The following is a 22,394-nucleotide window of genomic DNA, read 5'->3' on the forward strand; positions in this document are numbered from 1 at the left end:
TCACCTTTCTGACAGCCTGCCCGATCAAAAGAAATAAGGAGGCGGGGCAGCTAATAATCTATTACCTTTATACCATACTATTTAATTGCTATGGGCGGTACCCGGGACAAAGGAAGAAGTTAGTATTTTACTAAATGCAGAATATGAGTTGGAATTTTGAAGGCGGTAAAACAAGCTTTAAAAAAGGAGGAAACCATTCCTGATTTCCTCCCAAAAACTATTACTCTTCAATTAACCCATTATCTGTAAGCCATTTTCTTGCGACTTCTGTTTCGCTTTTTTCTTCAATATCGACTTGGTAGTTAAGCTCAGTCATTGTTTCTGTGTTGATTTTTTCAGCCAAAGGCTTCAGAAGTTCTTCTAATTCAGGGTACTTCTCAAGTGATTTTTCATGAACGGTGATGCCGGCATTATAAGCAGGGAAGAAGCTTTTATCATCTTCAAGGTTTATGAGATTAAAAGCTTTGATACGGCTGTCTGTTGAAAAGCCTGTTGCCACATCAACCTGTCCGTCTCTCAGTGCCTGATAGAAAAGGCCAACGTCCATTTTTTTGATGTTGGAAGAACCAAATTTGAATCCATATTCTTTCTCTACACCTTTAATTCCATCAGGTCTTGTTGCGAACTCCGCATCTGCACCTAAAGACAATTTGTTGCCATCATTCAAGTAAGCTGCCAAATCGCTGATTGTTTCAATGCCTAGCTCTTTTGCTTTTTCTTCTCTCATCATCAATGTGTACGTATTGTTTAACTGTGATTGATCAAGCCATACAAGACCGTTATCTTTATCAACTTCTTTTACTTTTTCATAGGCTTCTAATGAATCGGAAAGAGGGTCAAGCTTGTTATAGTTCACAAGGCTGGTTCCTGTATATTCCCAATAAAGGTCGACCTGTTTATTTTCCAATGCCTGGCGGACAACCTGGCTTGCCATATTGTTTTTTTCCTCAACCTCGAAGCCATTCTCCTTTAAGTAGATAGCAAGAATTTTGGAAAGGACGAATTGTTCCGTGAAGTTTTTTGCCCCGACGACAAGCGTTTTGTCAGAAGCAGAAGCGGATGTGTCTTCTTCACTGCTGCAAGCGGATAGCAGTGACAGCATTAAGGTAATGATTACGGCAAATGATAAAATCTTTTTCATTTTGTTTTCCCCCTAAAATTTTGTTTTCTCTATTAATCAGAAATTGTTACAGTTTGTCTTAACCCTTTGGAGATTACCAGTTTTTCGATGAGCCTGACCAATTGATCTGCCAAAAGAGCAAGCAATGTTACCGGGATGGCTCCGGATAGAAGATAAGAATTATCTCTCATCATGATTCCGGTGAAAATCCAGTCACCCAATCCGCCGCCGCCTACTAAATAGGCTAAGGCAGCCGTTCCAATGTTGATGACCACAGCTGTACGGATTCCTGCCATAATCGGATAGGCTGCGTTAGGCAGCTCAATTTTTAAAAGAATTTGAGCTGGTGTATAGCCGATTCCTTTTGCTGCATCCAGCAGATCCGGATCAATCGATTTAATTCCAGCTACAGTATTTCGTAAAATCGGCAGCAAGGAGTATAGGAAAAGAGCAAAGACTGCCGGCTTAAAACCGATCCCCATCCAGGTCATGGCCAAGGCCAGGATTGCAAGGCTCGGAATGGTTTGTCCTAGATTGGCTGTATTCATGAACAGCCATTGAAGTCTTTGGAATTTTGGCCTCGTAACCAGGATACCCATCGGAATCGCCAGCAGGATTGCCAGCAGCGAGGACAGGAGCACCATGTTGATATGCTGCTTCAATAGAAAGAGAAATCCTTCAGAATCATCGATAATCAGCTGGTAATACCCTGACTTGAAGGACCAGGCGAAAAAGCTCCCAACCAGGGTGAAGAGAATCAACTTGATGACAAATGCTACAAAACGTTTGTTGTTCATGATTTCTCCCCCTTATTTAATATGCTGATGCAAATAGGCCTCTACATCATCAATTTGCATCGCACCAACAAGCCCATTGTTTGCCTGGACGACAAGCTGGTCGGCTTCCTGGTTGAGCAGGATGGATAAGGCATCCCTTAAATTCGTATCTACTGGAATCGTCTTTCTATTGGCTTTTTCAGGGCCATCCAATTTCCGCAGCATCCGTTCTGAAATCAAATCCTTCACGGTATGAAGGCTCAGGCTTTTCAGGGCGCGGTCCTTGCCGACGAATTCACGGACAAAATCATTCTTTGGATGTGCTAGCAGTTCGCTTGGCGAATCGTACTGCATCAATTTTCCTTCTTTGAAAATCACAATTCCATCGCCCATTTTGATGGCTTCATCAATATCATGGCTGACAAAAAGAATCGTCTTTTTGACTTCCTTCTGGATTTGTAAAAACTCATTTTGAATCCGCGTTCGGATAACTGGATCCAATGCGCCGAACGGTTCATCCATCAGCATGACAGGCGGGTCTGCAGCCATCGCACGGGCGATTCCGACTCTTTGCTGCTGTCCTCCTGAAAGCTCATGCGGGTAACGCTTCCGGTATTCATCTGGATTCAGGCCGACAAGGTCCATTAAGTATTTATATCTATCTGACTTTTTCTTTCGGTCCCATCCGAGTAAATTAGGGACAGCCATCACATTATCTTCAATCGTCATGTTAGGGAACAGGCCGTTATGCTGGATGACATAGCCGATATTCCGTCTCAACTCGATGTCATTCAAGGAATTGACATCTGTTCCATTGACGAAAATTTTGCCATCGGTAATTGACTCGAGTCTGTTTACCATTCTTAATGTTGTCGTTTTTCCACAGCCGGATGGCCCTAAGAAAACGACGATATTGCCCTCCGGTACATCAAAGCTTACATTATCTACAGCTTTCACTTTATCGCCGTACACTTTGGTGACTTGATCAAACTTAATCATACTTTCACCCCATCTTACTTTTATTTTATTGTTGAAAACCTTTTGGAGTCATGCGTTTTTGGAGTAGCCCCAAAAGTCCGTCTGTCACAATCGCCAGGATTGAAATGGCTATGGCTCCTGCCAGTACCATTGTTGTATTCGATCTTGAAATCCCCTGGTTGATCAACACGCCAAGACCCCCAGCTCCGATAAACGCTGCAATTGCGCCGATTCCGATATTCATGACCACGGCCTGCCTGACTCCTGCCATAATGATAGGAAGGGCATTGGGAATCTCAACACGCAGAAGACGCTGCATCGTACTCATTCCCAGCCCAATGGCGGCATCACGAATATTGGGATCGACATTATTGATGGCTACATATGTATTACGTATAATCGGAAGCTGCGAATATAAGATAAGTGCGATTACAGCTGGCACAAAGCCAATTCCCTGATTGACGATCGACAGAATCGGAATCATGATCCCGAAAAGCGCAATACTCGGAATCGTCATAATCACATTCGCGACCTGAAGTACCGTCTCCGCTAACTTCTCATTGGTCGTCAAGTAAATCCCGAGCGGAAGGCCAATCGCAATGGCAATCAAAATGGACAATCCGACAAGCTGCAGATGCTCCGCACTATATGTCCAAATCGAAGCCTGGTTTTCTAATATGTAGTTCAATAAATTATTCATTCTTTGCACCCCCTTCAAAATAACTAGTACAAATTTAATAATTGCAAGAAGCGTGCCAAGTTATTAAAAAAACGCAGAAAAGCGCCTGAGCCCATATTTTTCGATGGGCCAGGCGCATTTTTAGTTTGGTGATATTTAGAATAGATATTTAAACAGAGTAAAGAATTTTTACAGATTTGTTAAAAAATTTTTACATGATTAAAAGTTAGATTAATTACTTTACTTTTAGTTAACTACCCGGAAATATGGGGGGTAAACCATCTTTATATGAAAAAAGGAGTGAAAGGGAGTTTCATAGAATAAAATATACGATGAATAATAGAAATAGGGGATATGGAGAGTGCTGAGTGTGAAAAAAATACATAAACCATGGATCAAACTTAAGGAAGGCATCGATGCCGAGGATTATGAAATAATCAATGAACTTCAGGAACGCTGTGTTAAGAACGATAAAACAACTCTGAAGCTGGAGCTTGATTACAAGCTCGGGATCAGCGATGACAGCAGCAATGGTGTTAAGGATATAAATGAATTCATGTACTTCGATGGGGAGCAGCTGATTGGCTATCTAGGAATCTGCAGTTTTGGCGGCCCTTGGGAAGTGAATGGGATGGTGGATCCGGAATACCGGCGTCAGGGTGTATTCGCCAAATTGTTTGAACTGGTCCTGGCAGAATGGAAGCGCAGGGATTCAGGCAGCATGCTGCTGCTGAGCGACCACAGCTCGGAATCGGGACAGAAATTTATTGCCGGAACAGGAGCCGCATACAAGCACTCAGAATATGAGATGTTTTTGAGAAAAAATGCTCCTGTCGCCACTCCGGACGGTATAGTTTTCAGGAAAGCGACGAACGCGGATGCGAAGGAAATTGCCCGGCAGAATGCGATTTATTTTAACAGTGAGGAAGAAATTGAGGCCGATGACATGCCTTTGCCTGAAGTAGAGGAAAAGCGCGGGATGACTTCCTATCTTGTTGAAAAAGAAGGGCAAATCATTGGGAAGGTGAATCTGCAGCTGACCTCGAAACTTGGTGCCATCTTTGGTCTCGGCGTGTTGCCGGAGCACCGCCGTAAGGGTTACGGGAGGGCGCTTCTTTTGCTGGCCATTGAAAAGCTGAAGGAAGCCGAAGCACAGGAAATCATGCTTCAGGTAGCGGCGGACAACTCGAATGCCCTTAACCTTTATAAGTCCTGCGGTTTTGAAGAGACATCTACGATGGATTATTTTGAGCTGAAATAAAATAAAGGATATCCACCTAGTGCAGAACGAGGTGGATATTTTTGGATTATTTTGAAACTAACGGCTGGGAAACTCGTATTATATTATTATCAGCTCTTTGATTGGGGGGTATTCCATGAATTGGAAGAAAGACTTTAAAATTTCCGCTCTTGTCATTTTAATAGTCATCACGGCGATTGCTCTTTTGGACAATGCAAGAACAGCAGATTCTGCAGCGAAGCTTGAGGAGGATAAAAATCGACTTGAAAAGAAAGTTATTAGTCTAGAAAAAGAAATCGAAAGGCGATCACGGATAACAGATGAATTAAAGTATGAAAATGATACTTTGGCTGTCAATCTTTCAACCCTGGAAGAAGAAGTGGCGGCAGCGCAATCCTCTGTTCAATATCAGGACTTCATGGATGCGATCAGTGTCGTTAAGACCTATAAAGCTGCAGAAGAGTTTAAAGAAGTAATTGACTTAATTGCTCTTGGAAATTTTACAAGTTTTGGCACCCTTGATCAAGATGACAATTGCCCTTGCACTATTAACTTCAAATATAGCAATCTTGAATGGATCCCCGGTGTAGTTTTAGACTTAAGTGAATTTAAAATTGAAAAAGGAAGAATCGTTCTTACATATCTTACAGTGGAGGACCTGGAAGATAATTATCAATTTGTATTGACTAAGAGCGGTGGCTTTTACGATAGAACTGAAAAATGGAGGATAGAAGAAATTAGGCTTATAGAAAAGGAGGGGTCCACATTTTAAAATTCGATAAACGGTTTCTCCCATTAGTGATTTATTTTTTAGTGGTGATCTTGCTTTTGCTTTTTACGAAGCAAACGAATTTTAATCTTTCAGGTGTCCAATATCAATTCGATCAGGAAACGATGACGATGACCATTGAAAAAGGGGTTTGGAATAAGCAGGTGGATGAAAGGCAGGTTACCGCTCAGGAAGCGCTTGATGTGATGCTGCCGATTAATGAGACGAATCAGCTCTGGAAAATGAACATATATCTGATTGCGCTTTTTGCTGCCGTTTTTATCGCCCTGTTTTTTACGCCTTTACGACCGAAAAGATATTTTAAGTGGTTTATGCTGATTTATTTTATACTCCTTGCGACCTTTATAATATGGGATATTTCAATACATAAGGACCTTACAGGGAAGATTTCCGTTGTTCTGAAGAGTTTGGAATGAAATCCTGATTTCCCTAGCTAGGAAAGTGTTACGGTCATTTTGTGGAAAAATTTTGTTGACAGTTGTATTGTTTTCATGATAAATTTATCTCGAATTAAAAATAATTTATTTTGAGATTTATTTTTTTAACATAATATCTCGAATTCGAGATAATAACAAAACAGGGGGATTTTATAATGGCTAAATTTGCAGTAGACCAGGCGCACTCAGCAGTAGGGTTTGAAGTGAAACACATGATGGTATCAAAGGTAAAGGGACAATTTGGTTCTTATACAGCAAATGTGGAAGCAGCGGACCTGACAGATTTAACAACAGCTTCAATCGCATTCAAAATTGATGTAGCGAGCATCGATACACGAAACGAAGATCGCGAAAACCACTTGAAATCAGCAGATTTTTTCGATGTTGAAAAATATCCAACCATCGATTTCAAATCTACAAGTATCACAAAAGATGGCGATGACTATAAAGTGACTGGTGACCTAACAATCAAGGACGTAACAAAGCCAGTAACATTCGACGTTGAATACGGCGGAAAAGGCACAAATCCATGGGGGGTAGAAGTGTACGGTTTCGAAGCAGAAGCAAAAGTAAACCGCGAAGAATTCGGCCTTACATGGAATGCTCCACTTGAAACTGGCGGCGTTCTAGTTGGCAAAGACATCAAGATCAAAGTGGAACTAGAAGTAAATCCAGCATCATAAATTTATTGAAGTAAAGGGCGGCTATCCAAGAGGAAGCCGCCCTTTACTTTTAAGTAGCTTCGTTATTGTGGGTAACATTACAAATATCATATCCATTTGCTTATGTTTTTTCGTTGTTATATCAACGTTTTCAAAGAAAATAACCCCCTGATTCCATAGCAAATAGCACCCTAAGTAACACCTTGACCATATTTATTGTCATCGTGCGGAATTAGGGGGGATTCTCAGCTATATTGAGAAAAATCAAGAATGATATTTGTTATGGTAGGATATAGTAGAAAGTTTTGAAGAATATTAAGATCTTCAACGACGGGCAGGTGTAAAGGACAATTGGATTTTAAATTTATTCCCATAAATATGGAGTATGTAAAAGAAATTGACTCATGGAATTATAAGGGCTTTATTGAAGAAGTAATGATGACACCATATTTTGAGTCATTCAAGAAGACTAAGATGCTAAAAGGTCCCGGTGGTTGCGACGGATTTATAGCATTAATAGACAATGAGGCTGCTGGTTTATTTGAGTTCAACGTAAAAGGAAACATTATGGAAATAGGATTAGCTTTAAAACCTAATTTAATTGGTAAAGGCTTTGGAACAAAATACGTCAAGCAAGGGATTGAGTTTGGTATTCAATACTATGACATTCATTTTGACTCCGTAAAATTAGTTGTAGACCCGAAAAACAAGGCAGCAATTCGTGTCTATGAAAAGGCAGGGTTTAAAAAGGTTGAACAAAAAGAAAATGAAATTGAAATGAAAATGATTTTGTAAATATTACATAGTGCCCTATAGTGTGCTTAAAAATGTACTTGAAGTAACGGGGGCTTAAAAAAGCTTGAGGTTTAGAAAAATCCTCAAGCTTTTTTGGTGTGCTATTGTTATTTGAATTGATCATTCATATGTTAGTTAAATTGAACTTTAGGTTTACACGGTTAACGGAACTACATACTTTACAGTTCCTTCGTCATGAATGCACTGTTCGGATCTTCCGTATAATCACCGAATGGAGGACAATAGTCAAATCCGTATTTTTCATAGAGCTTCCTCGCAGGGAGGAACGCCTCCATTGACCCTGTTTCGAGACTGAGTTTTTTATAGTCACGGCGCCTTGCTTCTGTGATGATATGCTCGAGCATGGCTTGCGCAACCCCTTTCCGAAGATGGGCAGAGGCAGTCCTCATCGACTTGATCTCTCCATGCTGGCGATCAAGTTCTTTCAACGCACCACATCCCATTAGCTTCTCCTCATCCCAGACTGTCCAGAAAGTAATCTCGGGTTTTCTCAATTGCTCTAGACCCAACGCATGAATGCTCTCTGGCGGGGAGTGAAGCGTCATCCCATGCATATGCTCTCCGATCAACGAAATCACTTCAGGACCTGTCAAATTATCGACTTTGATCTCCATAGAAACCTCCAGGCAATTTTTAATTTGAAGATAATTAAATTATGAATATCATAACCTGTTGATGAAAAGGAAGACAACAAGATTTTTAGAATTAGCGGTGAGGAGTTTTACTAAGAGTAGCTGTTAGTAAGTTAAGAAATCATCGTCACGAATCTGATGCTAAAATTGTTCCAGTTGCGTTGGGGGGAAGAAGTGAAAAATTTCTTGGTAGGAATTCGGGCAGGCTATGGGAATAAGACGAAAAATTGTCCGAACTCAGAAGTCATTTGTTCTGGTTAAAGGGCGAGATTGTGGGGAGGTAATAATAGATCCAAATTGTTTTGTTAAAAATACTCTCATGTTTGAAAAATATTATGTTTTAATCTGATAATTTGGTATAATTTTACCAAAATAACCTAAGGCAAGAGGTACATACGTTGACTAAATCTAAAGTGCAATTTTGGCTGATTCAAATTTTGCTTATTACGACGATCATTTATGTTTCTACGAAGATTTCCTTTATGTTTGAACCTATCGGGATTTTTATTTCGACGGTGTTCTTTCCGATTCTGATTACTGGATTCCTCTATTTCCTGCTTAATCCGGTGGTGGATTTTTTGCAACGAAAGAAAGTACCGCGCGTGGTCGCAATATTGATCATTTATGTGCTGTTTGGGGCACTTCTGGTTCTGGCGATTGGAAATCTGGTTCCTGCGGTTTCTAAGCAGGCTACAGAGCTTGCGAATGACCTTCCTGTTTTCGCTGACAAGACGACTGAGTATTTTTACGATGTTGTTCAGTCTTCAGAGTTTAAAAGCTTCAGGGATGAGCAGCGGGAAATGATTGATACGGTCCAGGAGCGTTTGATTGAGTATGCTAATACTTTACCGAACAAGTTGACGAATGGGTTAAAGGGGTTCCTCGGCATTGTCACAAATATCGCAATCATTCTTGTGACGGTTCCGTTTTTATTGTTTTACATGTTCAAGGATGGGCATAGGTTTCCTCTAGCTGTGTCAAAGTTCATTCCGAAAGACTATCGCGATGAAGGGCTGAAAATCCTGAAAGAAACGGGTGAAACACTTGCGGCCTATATCCAGGGGCAGGTGACAGTCGCCTCAGCGGTTGGGATTTTGGCTTTTATCGGGTATCTGATCATTGATTTGCGATATGCCTTGATCATGGCGTTAATCGTCGCATTCACAAACATCATCCCTTATGTAGGACCGATTATAGGGGGAGCTCCGGCTGTACTGGTCGCGTTCTTCGATTCACCGACAAAAGCTTTGCTGGTGGTCATCGTCATCCTTGCGGCACAGCAAATTGAAGGGAATTTGCTGTCACCGCTTATCCTTGGAAAAACCCTGGATACCCATCCGGCAACGATTATCATTATTTTGCTGGCTGCCGGAAATCTGGCTGGCGTCCTTGGGATGGTGCTAGCTGTCCCAACCTATGCCGTCACAAAAACTATAGTATTGAACCTGGTCCGATTTTTAAGAGCAAGGAAAAGAGCAACGATTACCACAGAGGTAACTTGAGTCATTAACTAACATGAGAATCCTGTCATTAGTCTTTGGGCGATAGAGCTGAGTTGAAGCTGCTATCGCTTTTTTATTAGGGTGGATGTTCTAGTTTGCACGTAATCAAGCCCTTGCAGGAATTATGGTCACATGATAAAGCTAGACAGTCCGCTTGAGGTTAATACAATAAAGTTTCAAGGGAGGCTAACATGTCCGAGGAAAAAAGAGAGCGCTTGAAATTCAAGGAACAACGGAAAAATCCTGGAGCGGCTCTAAACAATGCCTGGGCACAGGCGATGACAGGGGCGCCAGGCAGTGGCTGTTTGGTGAATGTGATCTCGGTTCTGATTGTAGTGGGGGTTGTTCTTTTGATAAGAGCTTGCTCACAGTAGTAAAGGGGGGAGCAACATGAGGGCTGTATTGAGTTTTGTTCTGTTGCTGACAGGAGGTCTCTGTATTGGAATGACTGTTGAGAATTCCATTGTCGGGAACAGCATAGTAAAAGCGATTGGGGTCTTATGCATGATTGGGTTTTGGAGGTTGTTTCCTAAAAGGAATGATAATTTATATTAAGCTCAGCGAGGGGGAAAGGCTATGAAATTCAAGTTATTGATCATTCTTTTACTCATTTCAATGGTGGTTGGCTGCAAGAACACACTCCCGGAAGAGTTTATATACTCCTTCCCGGAAGAGTTTATATACTCCTTTGAAATGAATTCGATTGAAGAGGAAGACCCAGGATGAAATCCAAAGATGGCTGAACGAACCCGACCAAACTACAACAAGGACCTATGAGGTTTATGATGAGATCAACGGCCGTTATTTTGTATATGCTCATTCTCGTAAGTTCAGCGAAGTCGATGTGGAGCAAAAGGGCGACGCGATTAAAGTGATGTTCAGGAACGAAAAGGTTGATGGTTCAGGAAAAGATGCCTTTGTTAAAATAAAATTTAACCCAGACATTATTAAGAATTTTGTTTTGGATTCAGAGGAGGCGGAATGAAGAAAAGGACGTGGCTGCTATTATTCGTGGCGGTTATTACTGCTGCTGCAATCGCTATAATACAAAAGCCTGATGAATCAGACTTTGCAAGCTGGATGGAGGATACTTATGACATACAATGCCTTGATGAACGCTGCGATAACTTTCTGATAGAAGAGGGTAATGAAAGGATTTTAATGCAATCAGTACATGGAGGTTATTCATCAGGTGTCTTTCTAATGGAAGTCCATAATACTTATCGCAATTTTGATGATGCTTCCTATTATCTAGAGCTTGAGGTAGCGGGTGTCTTCGGGAACATAATGATAAAAAATGAAAAGGTAAAAAGAATAAACAAAAGGTAAAGAGATGCTTTTCTGATATGAAGAGCATTTTTTTGGGAATTTATATGTAAGGTTTACTTGACACATAAAGGAAATACTTATATTTTATATGTAAGGTTAACCTTACACAGGGAGAGGTATTCATCTTGAAAAACAAAGTAAAACAATTAAGGGAACAATTGGGCTTAACGCAAGCGCAACTAGGCCAAAAGGTAAAAGTATCACGCCAGGCGATTAATGCGATTGAAAAAAACAAGTTCGATCCTTCGATCTGGCTCGCCTATGATTTAGCGAATTTTTTCAATATGACCATTGAGGAATTATTTGAGTTTGAGGAGAGTGAGCGAAAGTGAGTATACTGAAACATCCAGCCGTAAACATCCTTTTCATTAGTTTCATGTCCGCTATCTATTCTTTCATATTTATTTTTACAGCTGGTCATATGGAATTCGCAAGTATGCTTTCACATAGCAAAACATTGAATTCAGCTTTTTGGAACGGCTGGTCTGACTTTTTAAAGTCAGGCAATATGAAATTCATTGGCTACTTGATCATCGGATTAACTGTTGTGATTGTCGTTTTTATACTTTTAAAAAGGACGAAGCAATACGACGAATATCAAGTGAGTATTTTAGCGAAAAGCCTATTAGTGGCCGGGATTTTATCAATTTTGATGATTCCGTTTCTGTTGATCATGCTATTAAGTGACCCAAACTATAGTACTGAGACGATATTTTTATTTGCCATGATACAATGGGTCGGTGTTTTGGTTTCATATTTATTTTTTGTTGTGCGGTTTTGACGTATTGGTAGGGAACGGTATTTCTGTTGCATGTAATCATTCAAAGGCTTTTTTAAGAGGATGGTTGTTTTAAACTCATCATAAGTGATCTTTTCCGCAGGATTCTTTTGAACTATTTTCCAAAAAGCACTTGGGCATTTCCATCATTAGAGCTCTGTATCTGTACATAATAAAAAAGGATTTCTCGAGGAAGTTCTTTTTCGTATTTTACAAAGACATGGAGGATAAGAGTGGATGAGCGAAACAAAAGAGGAACTTAAACAACAGCTTAGTGTATTAACAGCTCGCAGGGACCGGATGCAAAAGAATCTTTACGAGGTGGAAAAGGAAATCGCGGAAATCACCAATAAGCTTGCTAAGCTAAAATAGCGTCGGTACCAAGAAGGGAGCTGCGAAAACAAGGCAGCTTCCTTTTTGTTTCTTTTAAAGGAATATATCCCTTTTCATTGAATTCAATAAAGAAAGATTCAAGTTGGTGGATAATTCGTAAAGGTGGTCTTCGATGAAGTTCAATCGTTTGGTATGGATTATATTTGTTCCTCTATTCTTATTTTTCCTTGCACTATTCTATATTGAAGTGTCCGTGTATTCACTTTTGCCACTAGAACAGGGCGGAATGAGTTTTTATACAGAATTGAAGAATGTCTGGTATCGCTCCGTATCGCTTTATGCCATTCTTGTAATTGTTTCCTTTTTCTTTTATTTGCTTCTTATACGTAAACGAAGGTAGCCACAAATAAAAACGTCCCTCCATATGCGGAAGGACATTACAACTATTGGTTTTCATTTGCGAGTTCTTTTCGATTTGGAGCAAGTGGAGGTTGTTCTAACCATTTATTTTTTTCCATAATATCAAACCATTTCTTTGTCACCATTAAATTTTTCAAAATGATGCCTTCGTAAGTAGTTATAAGGTCTGTCCGCATGGCAGATGCCAAACCGGTACCGTGATAGACTTGGGCAGCCTGGAACAAGAAGCCGGTATGATACATCATCAGTTTATCTGAAAAAGGAGAGTCCGTTGATGTAGTGACTTCTGTCTCCCACGACCGAGGAGTTGGCAAATTATCCTGGTGCATGATTTTGGAAAAAGATTGTATTTGTTGGTCAGCTGTTTTCTCTGAATCCGTAAAAAACTTTTTAACTTCTTTTGACTGTGCAACTTGACTGAAAGCAATTGAAAGAGTTTTTGCCATAATACTCTTTTTTAGGTTGAAAGAAATACTTATAATTTCTGTGGCAGATAAACTTCTTCCTTTCCCGAAAATTCCATCCGTAAAATCTTCATTCTCAATGAATTCAGGGTTTTTTTTAGGATAAAATAAAGGGTCTCTTTGAAAACTGCCTTTCTCAAGTAATAGTTCAATTGTCTGGTGGTACATTTGTTTTCCGTCGTTATCGCATGAATCGTAAAAATCCCGTAAGTCTTTTCTGACAGAAACGCCTAAGGCAGTGACATGTCCAATCAACCCATGCAATGTCATGATATGTAAGTAATTCAAGCAAAAGATGTCGGAGAACAATTTTTTTGCTCCTTTATTTATATCTGCTTCACTAAATCCTACGGGAATTGGAAAGCCTTCATTCTCTAAAAATGTAACCATTTGTTTCTTCTGTCGTTCGAATGTCGAAATGGCATCCTCAAAAATGGCTTTTATCGCTTCATCTTCAATAATTGTGAACATATATCGATTCACTGCATCGATCATTGTCCCGTTTACATATTCGCCCCACAAGGTTCCGATTTCAGAGGAAGTAAGTTGTATTCTATCCTTGGTCATATTTTCACCTCTACAGTATTATTTCCTCATAATAGAATAAATATAAATGTTCTCTTCGAAAAACACTGATATGAGAATAGCGGAGATATACAACCGAAGGAGACCCTATGTTACATGATCTTAATATGATGGGGAAATCACCATTTCAACCACTGATACTACTAGAAACGAATATAGTAATGAAGTGTTAGTAACACAACTTGCAAATCAAATGATATAACAGAAACTGATGAATGGACTATATTTTATCAGGTTGCAGCGAAACGAAGAGAGATAACAGTATATTATTCATTTGAAAATAAAGTCATAGTTAAACCCGGGCATTGTTAATGAAACAATGCTTTGTCTCATGCCGATTTTCTCAGTTTCACCGTTCGCTTGTTGGGCATAATTTTAAAAAAGGTATGTCTCTGTGTTTCCAAAAAAAAGATTGACACTATAATGTTATAGGAGTAATTTATACTTATTAATTTGAATAAAGACCTTTTTGCTGAATCATTTGAGCGGGGGAACCAATTTTGATAAAGCTACTTTATCTTGGGGTGAATTTTAGCGAATGAAGCTAAAAAGGGATACTCTCAATCCCTAATCCGACAGCTAACTCCGTAAGCCGTGAAGAGAGAAGGGTTGATGATATTTACATTGACCATTCTTATTAGGGATGGTCTTTTTGTGCTTGCATCCACTTTTATTAAAAAATCCGACAAAGTAAAGAAGGGGTTTTCTTGACGTTTTTTAAAAGGAACTGGTTAAAACCTGCGCAAATCATTGTATTGTTTTATGTCATTGCTGTATTGATCTCTGCATTGCTCCTTAGTCTCCCTATTGCTCTAAAACCGGGGGTGAGCTGGACATTTATAGATGTTTTATTCACGGCAGTTAGTGCGGTTAGTGTAACAGGACTAGCTGTTGTATCGACACCAGATACCTTTAGTACAGCTGGGATCTTTATTTTGATGTTTATCCTTCAGTTTGGCGGGATTGGAATCATGACGCTTGGAACGTTTTTATGGCTATTGGTGAGAAAGAAGATCGGCCTTAAAGATCGACAGTTAATCATGACTGATCAGAATCAATCTCAAATATCTGGCCTGGTCAAACTCATGAGGCAAATATTGGCCATCATCGTCTTGATCGAGGCGGTTGGGGCTCTTATTCTAGGAACCTATTTTATTGGCTATTTCCCGACATGGCAAGAAGCCTATCTTCAAGGCTTATTTGCGGCGGTAAGTGCCACGACGAATGCTGGCTTTGATATTACAGGGAGTTCACTGATTCCCTTTGCGCATGATTATTTCGTGCAATCCGTAAATATCATTTTATTAACTTTGGGAGCCATTGGTTTTCCTGTATTAGTAGAATTAAAGGAATTCATTCTGAATCGAAACAAACAAAATCAATCGCATTTTTCCTTATATACCAAGCTGACTACTTTAACTTTCTTTGCTCTTATGTTCTTTGGTACATTCGCAATCCTGCTCTTTGAATATAATCATTTTTTTAGCAACTACAACTGGCATGAGTCGTTTTTTTATGCCTGGTTCCAGTCATCCTCCACTAGAAACGGGGGGCTTGCTACGATGAATGTGAGTGATTTCTCTAACCCTACTTTACTGCTTCTTTGTTTTTTGATGTTTATTGGAGCTTCCCCAAGCTCTGTAGGGGGCGGCATAAGGACGACTACTTTTGCGGTAATTATATTGCTGATCGTCAATTTTGCAAAAGGGCATAATGCGATCAAGGTGTTTGGACGTGAGCTGCATGAGGAAGATGTCCGAAAATCTGTTGTCGTCAGTTTTTTAGCGATGATCCTCTGTTTTGCGGCTGTGGTCATTTTGAATGCAACTGAAAGCTTTTCGATGATGGAGATTTTATTTGAAGTAAGTTCAGCGTTCGGGACGACAGGTTTGTCCATGGGAATAACGCCTGAACTTAGTACAGCAGGAAAGATTGTCATTATTTCCTTAATGTTCATAGGAAGAATAGGAATTCTATCGTTTATTTTCTTGTTCAGCCGCGGAAAGCTAGAGCCAAAATGCCATTATCCGAAAGAAAGATTGATTGTTGGATAGGGTTCCAGGAAGTATTGGGTGAAGGTAGTTGCCCGATGCTTCAACTAAGCGGTTTTGATGCAGGATTTTAACCTAAATCTAACCGCCTGCTTTGTTTATTGGCGAAAATATATTTTTATTGGCGATTTTCAAGATTTATTGGCGAAAAAATAATTTTATTGGCGATATTGAGCTGGTTATTGGCGAAAATCAATTTTTATTGGCGACTTGGAAATTTTAAAGGATTTTTTCCAGTTCGGATAAGGGGGACTAGGGATGCTTCTGGTGTCCCAGGAATAGTAAGGATTTGGGACGGATGAACCGTCCCTTTGTCTCTACGCATAGAACGTCCCAGTCCTCCCCCTTTATAAAGATCCTAACTTAGTGGCAGATATGGCCCCGGCTTTATTTGCAAACTCAGTATACTCCGTTAATTCAGCTTCGTTTTTAGGAATCCCCCTGTCATGAAAACAGGATAGAAGGGCTGCCATAAATGCGTCGCCAGCACCTGTTGTATCTACTGCTTTAACTACAAAACCGGGAACATGTATCCTCATATCATCATGAATGGCGTAAGCTCCGTATTTTCCTTTTGTGATAAAGAGGAATGGAATCTCCATTTTTACTAGTTGCTCTAATCCTTTTTCGAGGGTGTCTGTTTCTGTTAAAAATAGCAATTCATCCTCAGTCATTTTTACAATATCAGCCTTCTGGACATAGGATAAGATCGTTTCTCTGCACTGATTCTCATTTTCCCATCGTTTCAATCGGATATTCGTATCAAAAGCTATTAGTAAATTCTCTTCTTTGGCATATTGAAGAGCCTGTTCAGTTGTATTTCTTGCGATTGGATGAAAAAGAGTTCCCGATCCAAAGTAAAAGATTTTACTAGTATTAAACAGCCTTTTATCAAGCTCCGCCGAGGTGATCCACTCGTCAGGAGTTTCGTTTACATACGAGTGGAAATAACGTTCTCCATGCTGATTTAAGTGAATATAAACCGAGCAGATATTTTTATTAGGTTCATAAGAACAAAAGGAAAGATCAACATGCTCTTTCTTTAATTCTCCCTCTACAAATTTACTTGTTTCATCCATTCCCAATTTGCATAAGTAAGACGAGGGAATGCCATTTCTGCTAATCCCAACTGCTACATTAACAGTAGCTCCCCCTAATAATCGCTCATATGTTGTATTTGATGAATCTAATGCAATATAGTCAACTATTGCTTCCCCTAATGATATAAGACCTTGCTTTTTCAATATGTGACTCCTTTCGCGAACTGCTGCCATATGTATTTTACGAATATTTTAACAGCAATTTCAGAGGTTTGGGAAGCAAGGGGATACATCTGTGGGCTAGAAACATGAAGCTTCACTCAAAAAAGGAATCTTCAATAATCATCAGGACATCCTATTGTCAGGAGGGATGTTTTTTGGGGATTCGAGTGATGTTCATACTAATTTTCATTAGTTTCCATTTACCAATCATGGCAAATGCAGAAACTCCGCTCACTGCTGCATTTACCCGTGACCATCAGCTTTGGATCAAAACAGGGGAACAGGAAAGGCAAATTACAAAAGGGCGGTATGTGTATTCTCCAAAATGGTCATATGATGGACGTTTCATTGCCTATATCGATGGGGATGAACAAGGAGGAAAATCGAATTTATTCATTTATGATACGAAGGCAAAGGAAAGCTACCAGCCTTACATAAGAGTTGAAACCACTGACTTTAAATGGTCACCGGTAAAAAACCAATTAGCCTACACGGATCATGGATTACTGAACGTGACAAAAGAGAAGGATGGCCGCCCGCAGGGTTTCGAAAATGTTGCGCTGGGGGTAAGTGGGTTCGAATGGTTTCCAAATGGCAAAGAATTCATCGTTTCCTCACAATCCAGTTTGCGTCCTACCGGGTGGGGACCAATCCCGCTCTATAAGGTCCCGGTCAATGCGAATCTTGCAAAGGAAAAAATGCAGAAATTTTATACGATCCAAACACATGAACCAGACTTGTTTGGTATTGATGCTGATTATTTTAAGTGGAGCCATGATGGAAAATGGGTCAGTTTTATTCTGATTCCTACGGCTTCCTGGTCCATGGACAGCCAAACATTATGTGTCCTGTCAAATCAAGGAGAACAATTTCAGGCAGTAGGAAAAATGCTGGGGTACAAGGACTGGTTCAAGTGGGCACCATCCTCCAACAACCAGCTGGCCTATATTTCAGGTGAAGGAAGATTTTTCGTTGAAAACAAGAAAACGAAAATCGCTGACATTCCCATCTTTAAGGAGCAAAAGGAATACACGCCCACGGGTTTTGTAGACCTTGATTTGGAATGGTACTCACAGAATCAAGTAATCGTCGCCCGCGCAAAAGAAAACAAGGAGTGGACAGAAGGGCCAGTCCCAACGATGTACACGGCACTCTATGCAATCAATATTAAAACGGAGGAGCAAAAACAAATTACTTTTCCGAAAAAGAATGAACTTGATATAGATCCACAAGTGGCTGGCCATCATCTTACCTGGTTTCGTAAGGATCCAAATGATACCCAGGGTGATGTCTGGGTAAAGAAAGGCTTGAGTGGGGAAGAGTATAAATGGATTCAGAACGTTGATTCTGCTCCGGTGTTTTTAACTGGAAAAGAAAAGCGATGACAGGGACGGGACGAAATTCTTGTCAGGAGTTAGAGACAAGTTCTGTGGACAAGGGAAGATTTCCTCTACGCAAAAAAAAGCAGCGAACTCTGAACTGCATCTCCAATTGTTAGGTGTGTCTAACTTTTTGGGTTCAGTTCAGTCATTCGCTGCTTCAGTCATCAAGATGCTTGTTCTTTATCGGAGACAGAATAAATCATAGAATTTTCCACGCTTAGCAAGCTTTTTCGCAAATCCTTCTTATCATTAAGGATAATGACACAAGAATGCTCAAACTCTCCAAGACCATTGATATATTTTTCATATAAAGCCTCTTCAGCTTCATCAAGGTCTGTGTTTTTTGGAAGTGAAAGTTCAAGTCCAAGCACATATTGTGGACGTTCTGGAATCGAAGTGAGTTGCTTTCGGACGAGATAAGCATTTGTAATTTCCCTGTACTGTGCCAGTTGATTTATACCTGCGAGTATTTCGCTATTTTCTTTGTCATGAGTGATAAAGTGGTCTGTTGGCTGGATATAATCGCACTCTTCATTGGAAGCTTCAACGATTTCTTCCCACTTCTCCAGTTCACCTCTTGTTTTTTCAAATAACTCGCTTTGTTCGGTTTCGTAATAATAACCGCATAATAGGTCAAGCACAGGCAAGCGCAATTCCCAATCATAGGACATAGCAAGGTGGATCAATTGTATTCCTTTTTCTGCAGTGTCCTTGGATTCCAGATAATGCTCTCCTAAAGTCAACAGTGCCCCTGCAGTTCGCGGATCTTCAGAATGCTTCTCACCAATCTCCTCATACAACGGGATCGCTGCTTCCAGGCTATTGAATTCGACTGTCAAATAGGCTTTTTCCAGCAGTTCTTCAAGGGTGGCGACTTGTTTGTTGGATAACTCTTCGAATCGCTGCTTTGATTCATTAAAGTTTTCAATTTCTTCTTTCCAGTTATCCTGGTTGTAGTCAACCCACATTTTATTAAAGTCACTGATCACTCGACCTGGGAATGCGAAGAAATAGTCAAGCGCAGATTCCTGTTGTATCTTCGGCAATTCGGCTTCTACTCCAAGTGCAGAAAGTCTGTCCCTTAAACAAGGGTGGGTATCTGTCATATAACTTTCCTCGGCTAGTTGTTCATTGAAATATCCGGTTGCTTTTTGTTCACTAAGTGACTGGAACTTCTCATTGAAATTTGAATATGGCTGAGGAACGCTGTTCGTCTTTGCGCATTCTTGAAACAATTCACTGTAAAAATCACGGTAATAATAAGGTGCGGCCACAGAGATTACTGTCAATGCTTCACCCATGGCCGGCGAGGATGTTGCTAAGGCTGCCGAACGGTCTGCATCGTATTCTTCCTGTCTGGCCATCGCGAATGTATAGGCATCAAACCTTGGATAAAACCACTGGAAGAACTTTTTGAAGATGAAAGTGCCGAACTGTTCGTTTTCCTCCAATGAATGCAATAAACGGCCCCAGCTCATTCTTAAACGGTATATTTTCGCGCCCAGAGCAGTGTCTGAATTAGAAATATGGGCTAGCTCATGGGCAAGAACAGCCGTAAATTGCTGCTGGGAAAGGGTCGATAGAAGCGGGATCCCGATTACCAGGACGTTCCGCTTTTTTCCGATCATTCCATATGCTGAAATTTGTGCGACAGAGGCATTGAATTCACTATCCAGGACAATCGCATCTATTTGTGGTGTGTTCAATCTATGGCGCAAAGTGTCAATCATCTCAAATAATTTAGGAGCTTCTTCCCTTTGCAGGTAGTACCCATCAGGCATTTCCATTTTCACAATCAGGGCTTTAATAATGAAAAATGACAAGGCACCCGTCAAGAGCAGAACTTTCACATTTCCAAAGGTAAAATTCCCGTCAGCAATCATGACAATTGAAATCGCCATTAAAAATAAAAACAACGACAAAAATAATGCAACATAACCAAAACCAAGTCCAGTAAGCATGATGACTTTGAATCTGTAAAGCTTCGGGTTGGCAGATGCCTGCTTTTCCAGCTTGTTCACCAACGTTTCAAACTCTTGAACTGTCATTCTCATTCCCCTTTATTAAGTTATCGATAGTATTATATCAGGGAGGAAGTTATTGCTAAAAGATGTTTTTTATTGGAAATTATCAATAAATTAGTTATTCAGGAAATTTTTTAATGTGAGCCTGGTGGAAGGGAGCGGTTTCTCTTATGAAAACGAAGTCGAGCTGAGATTTCGGTCACCAAAGGCTTACTTCATAAAAATCTTTAATATTACGTGAAGACAGACTTGTTCCCATTGGCTGAAGGGAACAAGCCGAGCCAGCTGGTCATAGAATAAACATGAAAAAATGGTGGCCTGCCTGGAGGGAGAAGGAACAGGATGATGCGTAATGGAATGTATTCACACGGAACACAAAGCGGACCAATGAACGTGGTGGTAGTTGAGCCATATGTATATTCAGCTCTTCATAATCTTATCGGAAAAAGAGTGGTCCTGGATACAACACGTGGTTCAGTTAGCGGAATAGTTATGGATGCCAAGCCAGACCATGTGGTGATACAGGAGCGTGATTCCACATTTTTTGTCCGGATACGCGAAATCGTTTGGATTATGCCAGAGTCTTAACGGACGACGTAGCTGATTTTACATTTGCTATTAGTGCAGAGGTGAACATATACACCTTGGCATGATTGGAACACATGTTCATAAACTCTATAATCTATGTATGAGTATCCTTCGGGATGCTTTTTTTTGTTACTGGTGGGACGGTTCCTTATTATTACAGAAGGGGAAGAGGAAATACTTGTGCACTTGAATTTACATAGACTTTCGGACAAAATGACGTGCATTCGAGCAAAAGTTGTCCGAAGTAGGTTCATGTTCGGACAAAATGACGTGCATTCGAGCAAAAGTTGTCCGAAATAGGTTCATGTTCGGACAAAATGACGTCCATTCAAGCAAAAGTTGTCCGAAGTAGGATCAGGTTCGGACAAAGTGACGTGCATTCGAGCGAAAGTTGTCTGAAGTAGGATCAGGTTCGGACAAAGTGACGTCCATTTAAGCAAAAGTTGTCCGAAGTAGGATCAGGTTCGGACAAAGTGACGTCCATTCAAGCAAAAGTTGTCCGAAGTAGGTTCATGTTCGGACAAAGTGACGTGAATTCGAGCAAAAGTTGTCCGAAGTAGGATCAAGTTCGGACAAAGTGACGTCCATTCAAGCAAAAGTTGTCTAAAGTAGGATTAGGTTCGGACAAAATGACGTGAATTCGAGCGAAAGTTGTCCAAAGTAGGATCAGGTTCGGACAAAATGACGTGAATTCGAGCGAAAGTTGTCTGAAGTAGGATCAGGTTCGGACAAAGTGACGTGCAATAGAGGAGAAGTTGTCCGAAGTAGGATCAGGTTCGGACAAAGTGACGTGAATTCGAGCAAAAGTTGTCCAAAGTAGCATCAGGTTCGGACAAAATGACGTGAATTCGAGCAAAAGTTGTCCGAAGTAAGTTCATGTTCGGACAAAATGACGTCCATTCAAGCAAAAGTTGTCCGAAGTAGGATCATGTTCGGACAAAATGACGTCCATTCAAGCAAAAGTTGTCCGAAGTAGGATCAGGTTCGGACAAAGTGACGTGCATTCGAGCGAAAGTTGTCTGAAGTAGGATCAGGTTCGGACAAAGTGACGTGAATTCGAGCAAAAGTTGTCCGAAGTAGGATCATGTTCGGACAAAGTGACGTCCATTCAAGCAAAAGTTGTCTAAAGTAGGATTAGGTTCGGACAAAATGACGGCCCCTCAAGCAAAAGTTGTCCCAAGTAGAATCAGGTTTAAAGGGAATCAAATCCAGTGTAAAAAATATAAAGAATAGATAAAGGGAACATTAATAATTGTTGTTTGTCTGTCAAATATCATTTTTTTGGATTGGAAAAATGTACGATAGGACTGTAATAACTAATCGAGTTTTTAGGGAGACAATCTAAATGAAAGATTTAAAGAAATGGCTTATGACTTTCATGGTAGCATTCGTAGCAACGGGCTGCAGCAGCGAAGATTCTGAAAATCCCGAAACTGAAGAAAACTAAGAAGAAGAAAGCACTGAAACAGAAGAATAAAGTGGTTGGGGCATGGGAGTTGGTTCTCATGTCCCTTTTCATTTCTTCTTCTTTGTGTCTTCTTTTTAT

General features: G+C 40.3%; 25 protein-coding genes and 1 riboswitch. Of the genes, 17 read left to right on the top strand and 8 right to left on the bottom strand.

Annotation, left to right across the window (positions count from 1 at the left end; translation table 11 throughout):
• Positions 1–220 precede the first annotated feature (220 nt).
• Genes DYI25_RS18170 through DYI25_RS18185 form a run of 4 tightly spaced genes read right to left on the bottom strand, consistent with a single transcriptional unit; the run spans position 221 to position 3,574 of the window.
• Complete coding sequence (locus DYI25_RS18170; protein WP_213371593.1) at positions 221–1,141, bottom strand: glycine betaine ABC transporter substrate-binding protein; 921 nt, start codon at positions 1,139–1,141, stop codon at positions 221–223.
• A gap of 32 nt (positions 1,142–1,173) precedes the next feature.
• On the bottom strand, positions 1,174–1,917 hold the full coding sequence (locus DYI25_RS18175) for an ABC transporter permease (RefSeq protein ID WP_213371595.1): 744 nt from the start codon (positions 1,915–1,917) through the stop codon (positions 1,174–1,176).
• 12 nt (positions 1,918–1,929) lie between these two features.
• Positions 1,930–2,895 carry an ABC transporter ATP-binding protein gene (locus DYI25_RS18180; protein WP_213371597.1) on the bottom strand — a complete coding sequence of 322 codons (966 nt, stop codon included), beginning with the start codon at positions 2,893–2,895 and terminating at the stop codon, positions 1,930–1,932.
• A gap of 25 nt (positions 2,896–2,920) precedes the next feature.
• The gene (locus DYI25_RS18185; RefSeq protein WP_213371599.1) at positions 2,921–3,574 is read right to left on the bottom strand and encodes an ABC transporter permease; all 654 of its coding nucleotides are present in this window, start codon (positions 3,572–3,574) and stop codon (positions 2,921–2,923) included.
• 349 nt (positions 3,575–3,923) lie between these two features.
• On the opposite strand from DYI25_RS18185, the gene DYI25_RS18190 reads away from it, so the two are divergent.
• The 5 genes from DYI25_RS18190 (at position 3,924) to DYI25_RS18210 (ending at position 7,477) form a co-directional block, all read left to right on the top strand.
• Positions 3,924–4,814 (top strand): GNAT family N-acetyltransferase, encoded by an 891-nt coding sequence (locus DYI25_RS18190; protein WP_213371601.1) that lies wholly within the window; start codon positions 3,924–3,926, stop codon positions 4,812–4,814.
• Positions 4,815–4,929: 115 nt separating this feature from the next.
• Positions 4,930–5,565, top strand: a complete 636-nt coding sequence (locus DYI25_RS18195; protein WP_213371603.1) for a hypothetical protein — start codon at positions 4,930–4,932, stop codon at positions 5,563–5,565.
• A gap of 56 nt (positions 5,566–5,621) precedes the next feature.
• Entirely contained in the window at positions 5,622–5,999 is a 378-nt protein-coding gene (locus tag DYI25_RS18200) for a hypothetical protein (RefSeq protein ID WP_213371605.1), read from the top strand.
• Positions 6,000–6,175: 176 nt separating this feature from the next.
• On the top strand, positions 6,176–6,703 hold the full coding sequence (locus DYI25_RS18205) for a YceI family protein (protein ID WP_213371607.1): 528 nt from the start codon (positions 6,176–6,178) through the stop codon (positions 6,701–6,703).
• A 330-nt stretch (positions 6,704–7,033) separates the two neighbouring features.
• Positions 7,034–7,477: a GNAT family N-acetyltransferase gene (locus tag DYI25_RS18210; protein ID WP_213371608.1), complete on the top strand. Its 444-nt coding sequence runs from the start codon at positions 7,034–7,036 to the stop codon at positions 7,475–7,477.
• Positions 7,478–7,656: 179 nt separating this feature from the next.
• On the opposite strand, the gene DYI25_RS18215 is transcribed toward DYI25_RS18210, so the two are convergent.
• Complete coding sequence (locus tag DYI25_RS18215; protein WP_213371609.1) at positions 7,657–8,112, bottom strand: GNAT family N-acetyltransferase; 456 nt, start codon at positions 8,110–8,112, stop codon at positions 7,657–7,659.
• 416 nt (positions 8,113–8,528) lie between these two features.
• Here DYI25_RS18215 and DYI25_RS18220 point away from each other — a divergent pair, with 416 nt between their 5' ends.
• From DYI25_RS18220 to DYI25_RS18255, 9 genes are all read left to right on the top strand, one after another.
• Positions 8,529–9,632 (top strand): AI-2E family transporter, encoded by a 1,104-nt coding sequence (locus tag DYI25_RS18220; RefSeq protein ID WP_213371610.1) that lies wholly within the window; start codon positions 8,529–8,531, stop codon positions 9,630–9,632.
• A gap of 191 nt (positions 9,633–9,823) precedes the next feature.
• Positions 9,824–10,006 carry a hypothetical protein gene (locus tag DYI25_RS18225; RefSeq protein ID WP_213371611.1) on the top strand — a complete coding sequence of 61 codons (183 nt, stop codon included), beginning with the start codon at positions 9,824–9,826 and terminating at the stop codon, positions 10,004–10,006.
• A 202-nt stretch (positions 10,007–10,208) separates the two neighbouring features.
• Entirely contained in the window at positions 10,209–10,358 is a 150-nt protein-coding gene (locus DYI25_RS18230) for a hypothetical protein (RefSeq protein ID WP_213371612.1), read from the top strand.
• The gene (locus tag DYI25_RS18235) at positions 10,336–10,617 is read left to right on the top strand and encodes a hypothetical protein (RefSeq protein WP_213371614.1); all 282 of its coding nucleotides are present in this window, start codon (positions 10,336–10,338) and stop codon (positions 10,615–10,617) included. Before DYI25_RS18230 ends, DYI25_RS18235 begins: the two co-directional genes overlap by 23 nt.
• The gene (locus DYI25_RS18240; protein ID WP_213371616.1) at positions 10,614–10,961 is read left to right on the top strand and encodes a hypothetical protein; all 348 of its coding nucleotides are present in this window, start codon (positions 10,614–10,616) and stop codon (positions 10,959–10,961) included. The genes DYI25_RS18235 and DYI25_RS18240 overlap by 4 nt, the downstream gene beginning before the upstream one ends.
• Positions 10,962–11,086: 125 nt before the next feature.
• Entirely contained in the window at positions 11,087–11,293 is a 207-nt protein-coding gene (locus tag DYI25_RS18245) for a helix-turn-helix transcriptional regulator (protein WP_213371618.1), read from the top strand.
• Complete coding sequence (locus tag DYI25_RS18250; RefSeq protein WP_213371620.1) at positions 11,290–11,742, top strand: hypothetical protein; 453 nt, start codon at positions 11,290–11,292, stop codon at positions 11,740–11,742. The genes DYI25_RS18245 and DYI25_RS18250 overlap by 4 nt, the downstream gene beginning before the upstream one ends.
• Before the next feature lie 234 nt (positions 11,743–11,976).
• Positions 11,977–12,111 (top strand): hypothetical protein, encoded by a 135-nt coding sequence (locus tag DYI25_RS22675; RefSeq protein ID WP_274609535.1) that lies wholly within the window; start codon positions 11,977–11,979, stop codon positions 12,109–12,111.
• Positions 12,112–12,244: 133 nt separating this feature from the next.
• Positions 12,245–12,472 (top strand): hypothetical protein, encoded by a 228-nt coding sequence (locus DYI25_RS18255; protein ID WP_213371622.1) that lies wholly within the window; start codon positions 12,245–12,247, stop codon positions 12,470–12,472.
• Positions 12,473–12,515: 43 nt separating this feature from the next.
• Here the strand turns inward: DYI25_RS18255 and DYI25_RS18260 are convergent, their stop codons facing one another.
• Positions 12,516–13,523, bottom strand: a complete 1,008-nt coding sequence (locus DYI25_RS18260; RefSeq protein WP_213371624.1) for a DUF3231 family protein — start codon at positions 13,521–13,523, stop codon at positions 12,516–12,518.
• Between the two features lie 478 nt (positions 13,524–14,001).
• A riboswitch (cyclic di-AMP (ydaO/yuaA leader) is annotated at positions 14,002–14,150 on the top strand.
• A 98-nt stretch (positions 14,151–14,248) separates the two neighbouring features.
• Between DYI25_RS18260 and DYI25_RS18265 the strand changes: the two genes are divergently transcribed.
• On the top strand, positions 14,249–15,595 hold the full coding sequence (locus tag DYI25_RS18265; RefSeq protein ID WP_213371626.1) for a TrkH family potassium uptake protein: 1,347 nt from the start codon (positions 14,249–14,251) through the stop codon (positions 15,593–15,595).
• A gap of 344 nt (positions 15,596–15,939) precedes the next feature.
• On the opposite strand, the gene DYI25_RS18270 is transcribed toward DYI25_RS18265, so the two are convergent.
• Positions 15,940–16,836: a carbohydrate kinase family protein gene (locus DYI25_RS18270; protein ID WP_249745540.1), complete on the bottom strand. Its 897-nt coding sequence runs from the start codon at positions 16,834–16,836 to the stop codon at positions 15,940–15,942.
• A gap of 227 nt (positions 16,837–17,063) precedes the next feature.
• Here DYI25_RS18270 and DYI25_RS18275 point away from each other — a divergent pair, with 227 nt between their 5' ends.
• The gene (locus tag DYI25_RS18275) at positions 17,064–18,239 is read left to right on the top strand and encodes a translocation protein TolB (RefSeq protein WP_425374536.1); all 1,176 of its coding nucleotides are present in this window, start codon (positions 17,064–17,066) and stop codon (positions 18,237–18,239) included.
• 161 nt (positions 18,240–18,400) lie between these two features.
• On the opposite strand, the gene DYI25_RS18280 is transcribed toward DYI25_RS18275, so the two are convergent.
• Positions 18,401–20,284 (bottom strand): M48 family metallopeptidase, encoded by a 1,884-nt coding sequence (locus DYI25_RS18280; RefSeq protein ID WP_213371632.1) that lies wholly within the window; start codon positions 20,282–20,284, stop codon positions 18,401–18,403.
• Positions 20,285–20,602: 318 nt separating this feature from the next.
• Here DYI25_RS18280 and DYI25_RS18285 point away from each other — a divergent pair, with 318 nt between their 5' ends.
• On the top strand, positions 20,603–20,848 hold the full coding sequence (locus tag DYI25_RS18285; RefSeq protein WP_213371634.1) for a YuzF family protein: 246 nt from the start codon (positions 20,603–20,605) through the stop codon (positions 20,846–20,848).
• The last annotated feature ends 1,546 nt before the right edge of the window (positions 20,849–22,394 follow it).

Origin of the sequence: Mesobacillus boroniphilus (genome assembly GCF_018424685.1) — a bacterium.
Classification (GTDB): Bacteria; Bacillota; Bacilli; order Bacillales; family Cytobacillaceae; genus Mesobacillus; species Mesobacillus boroniphilus_A.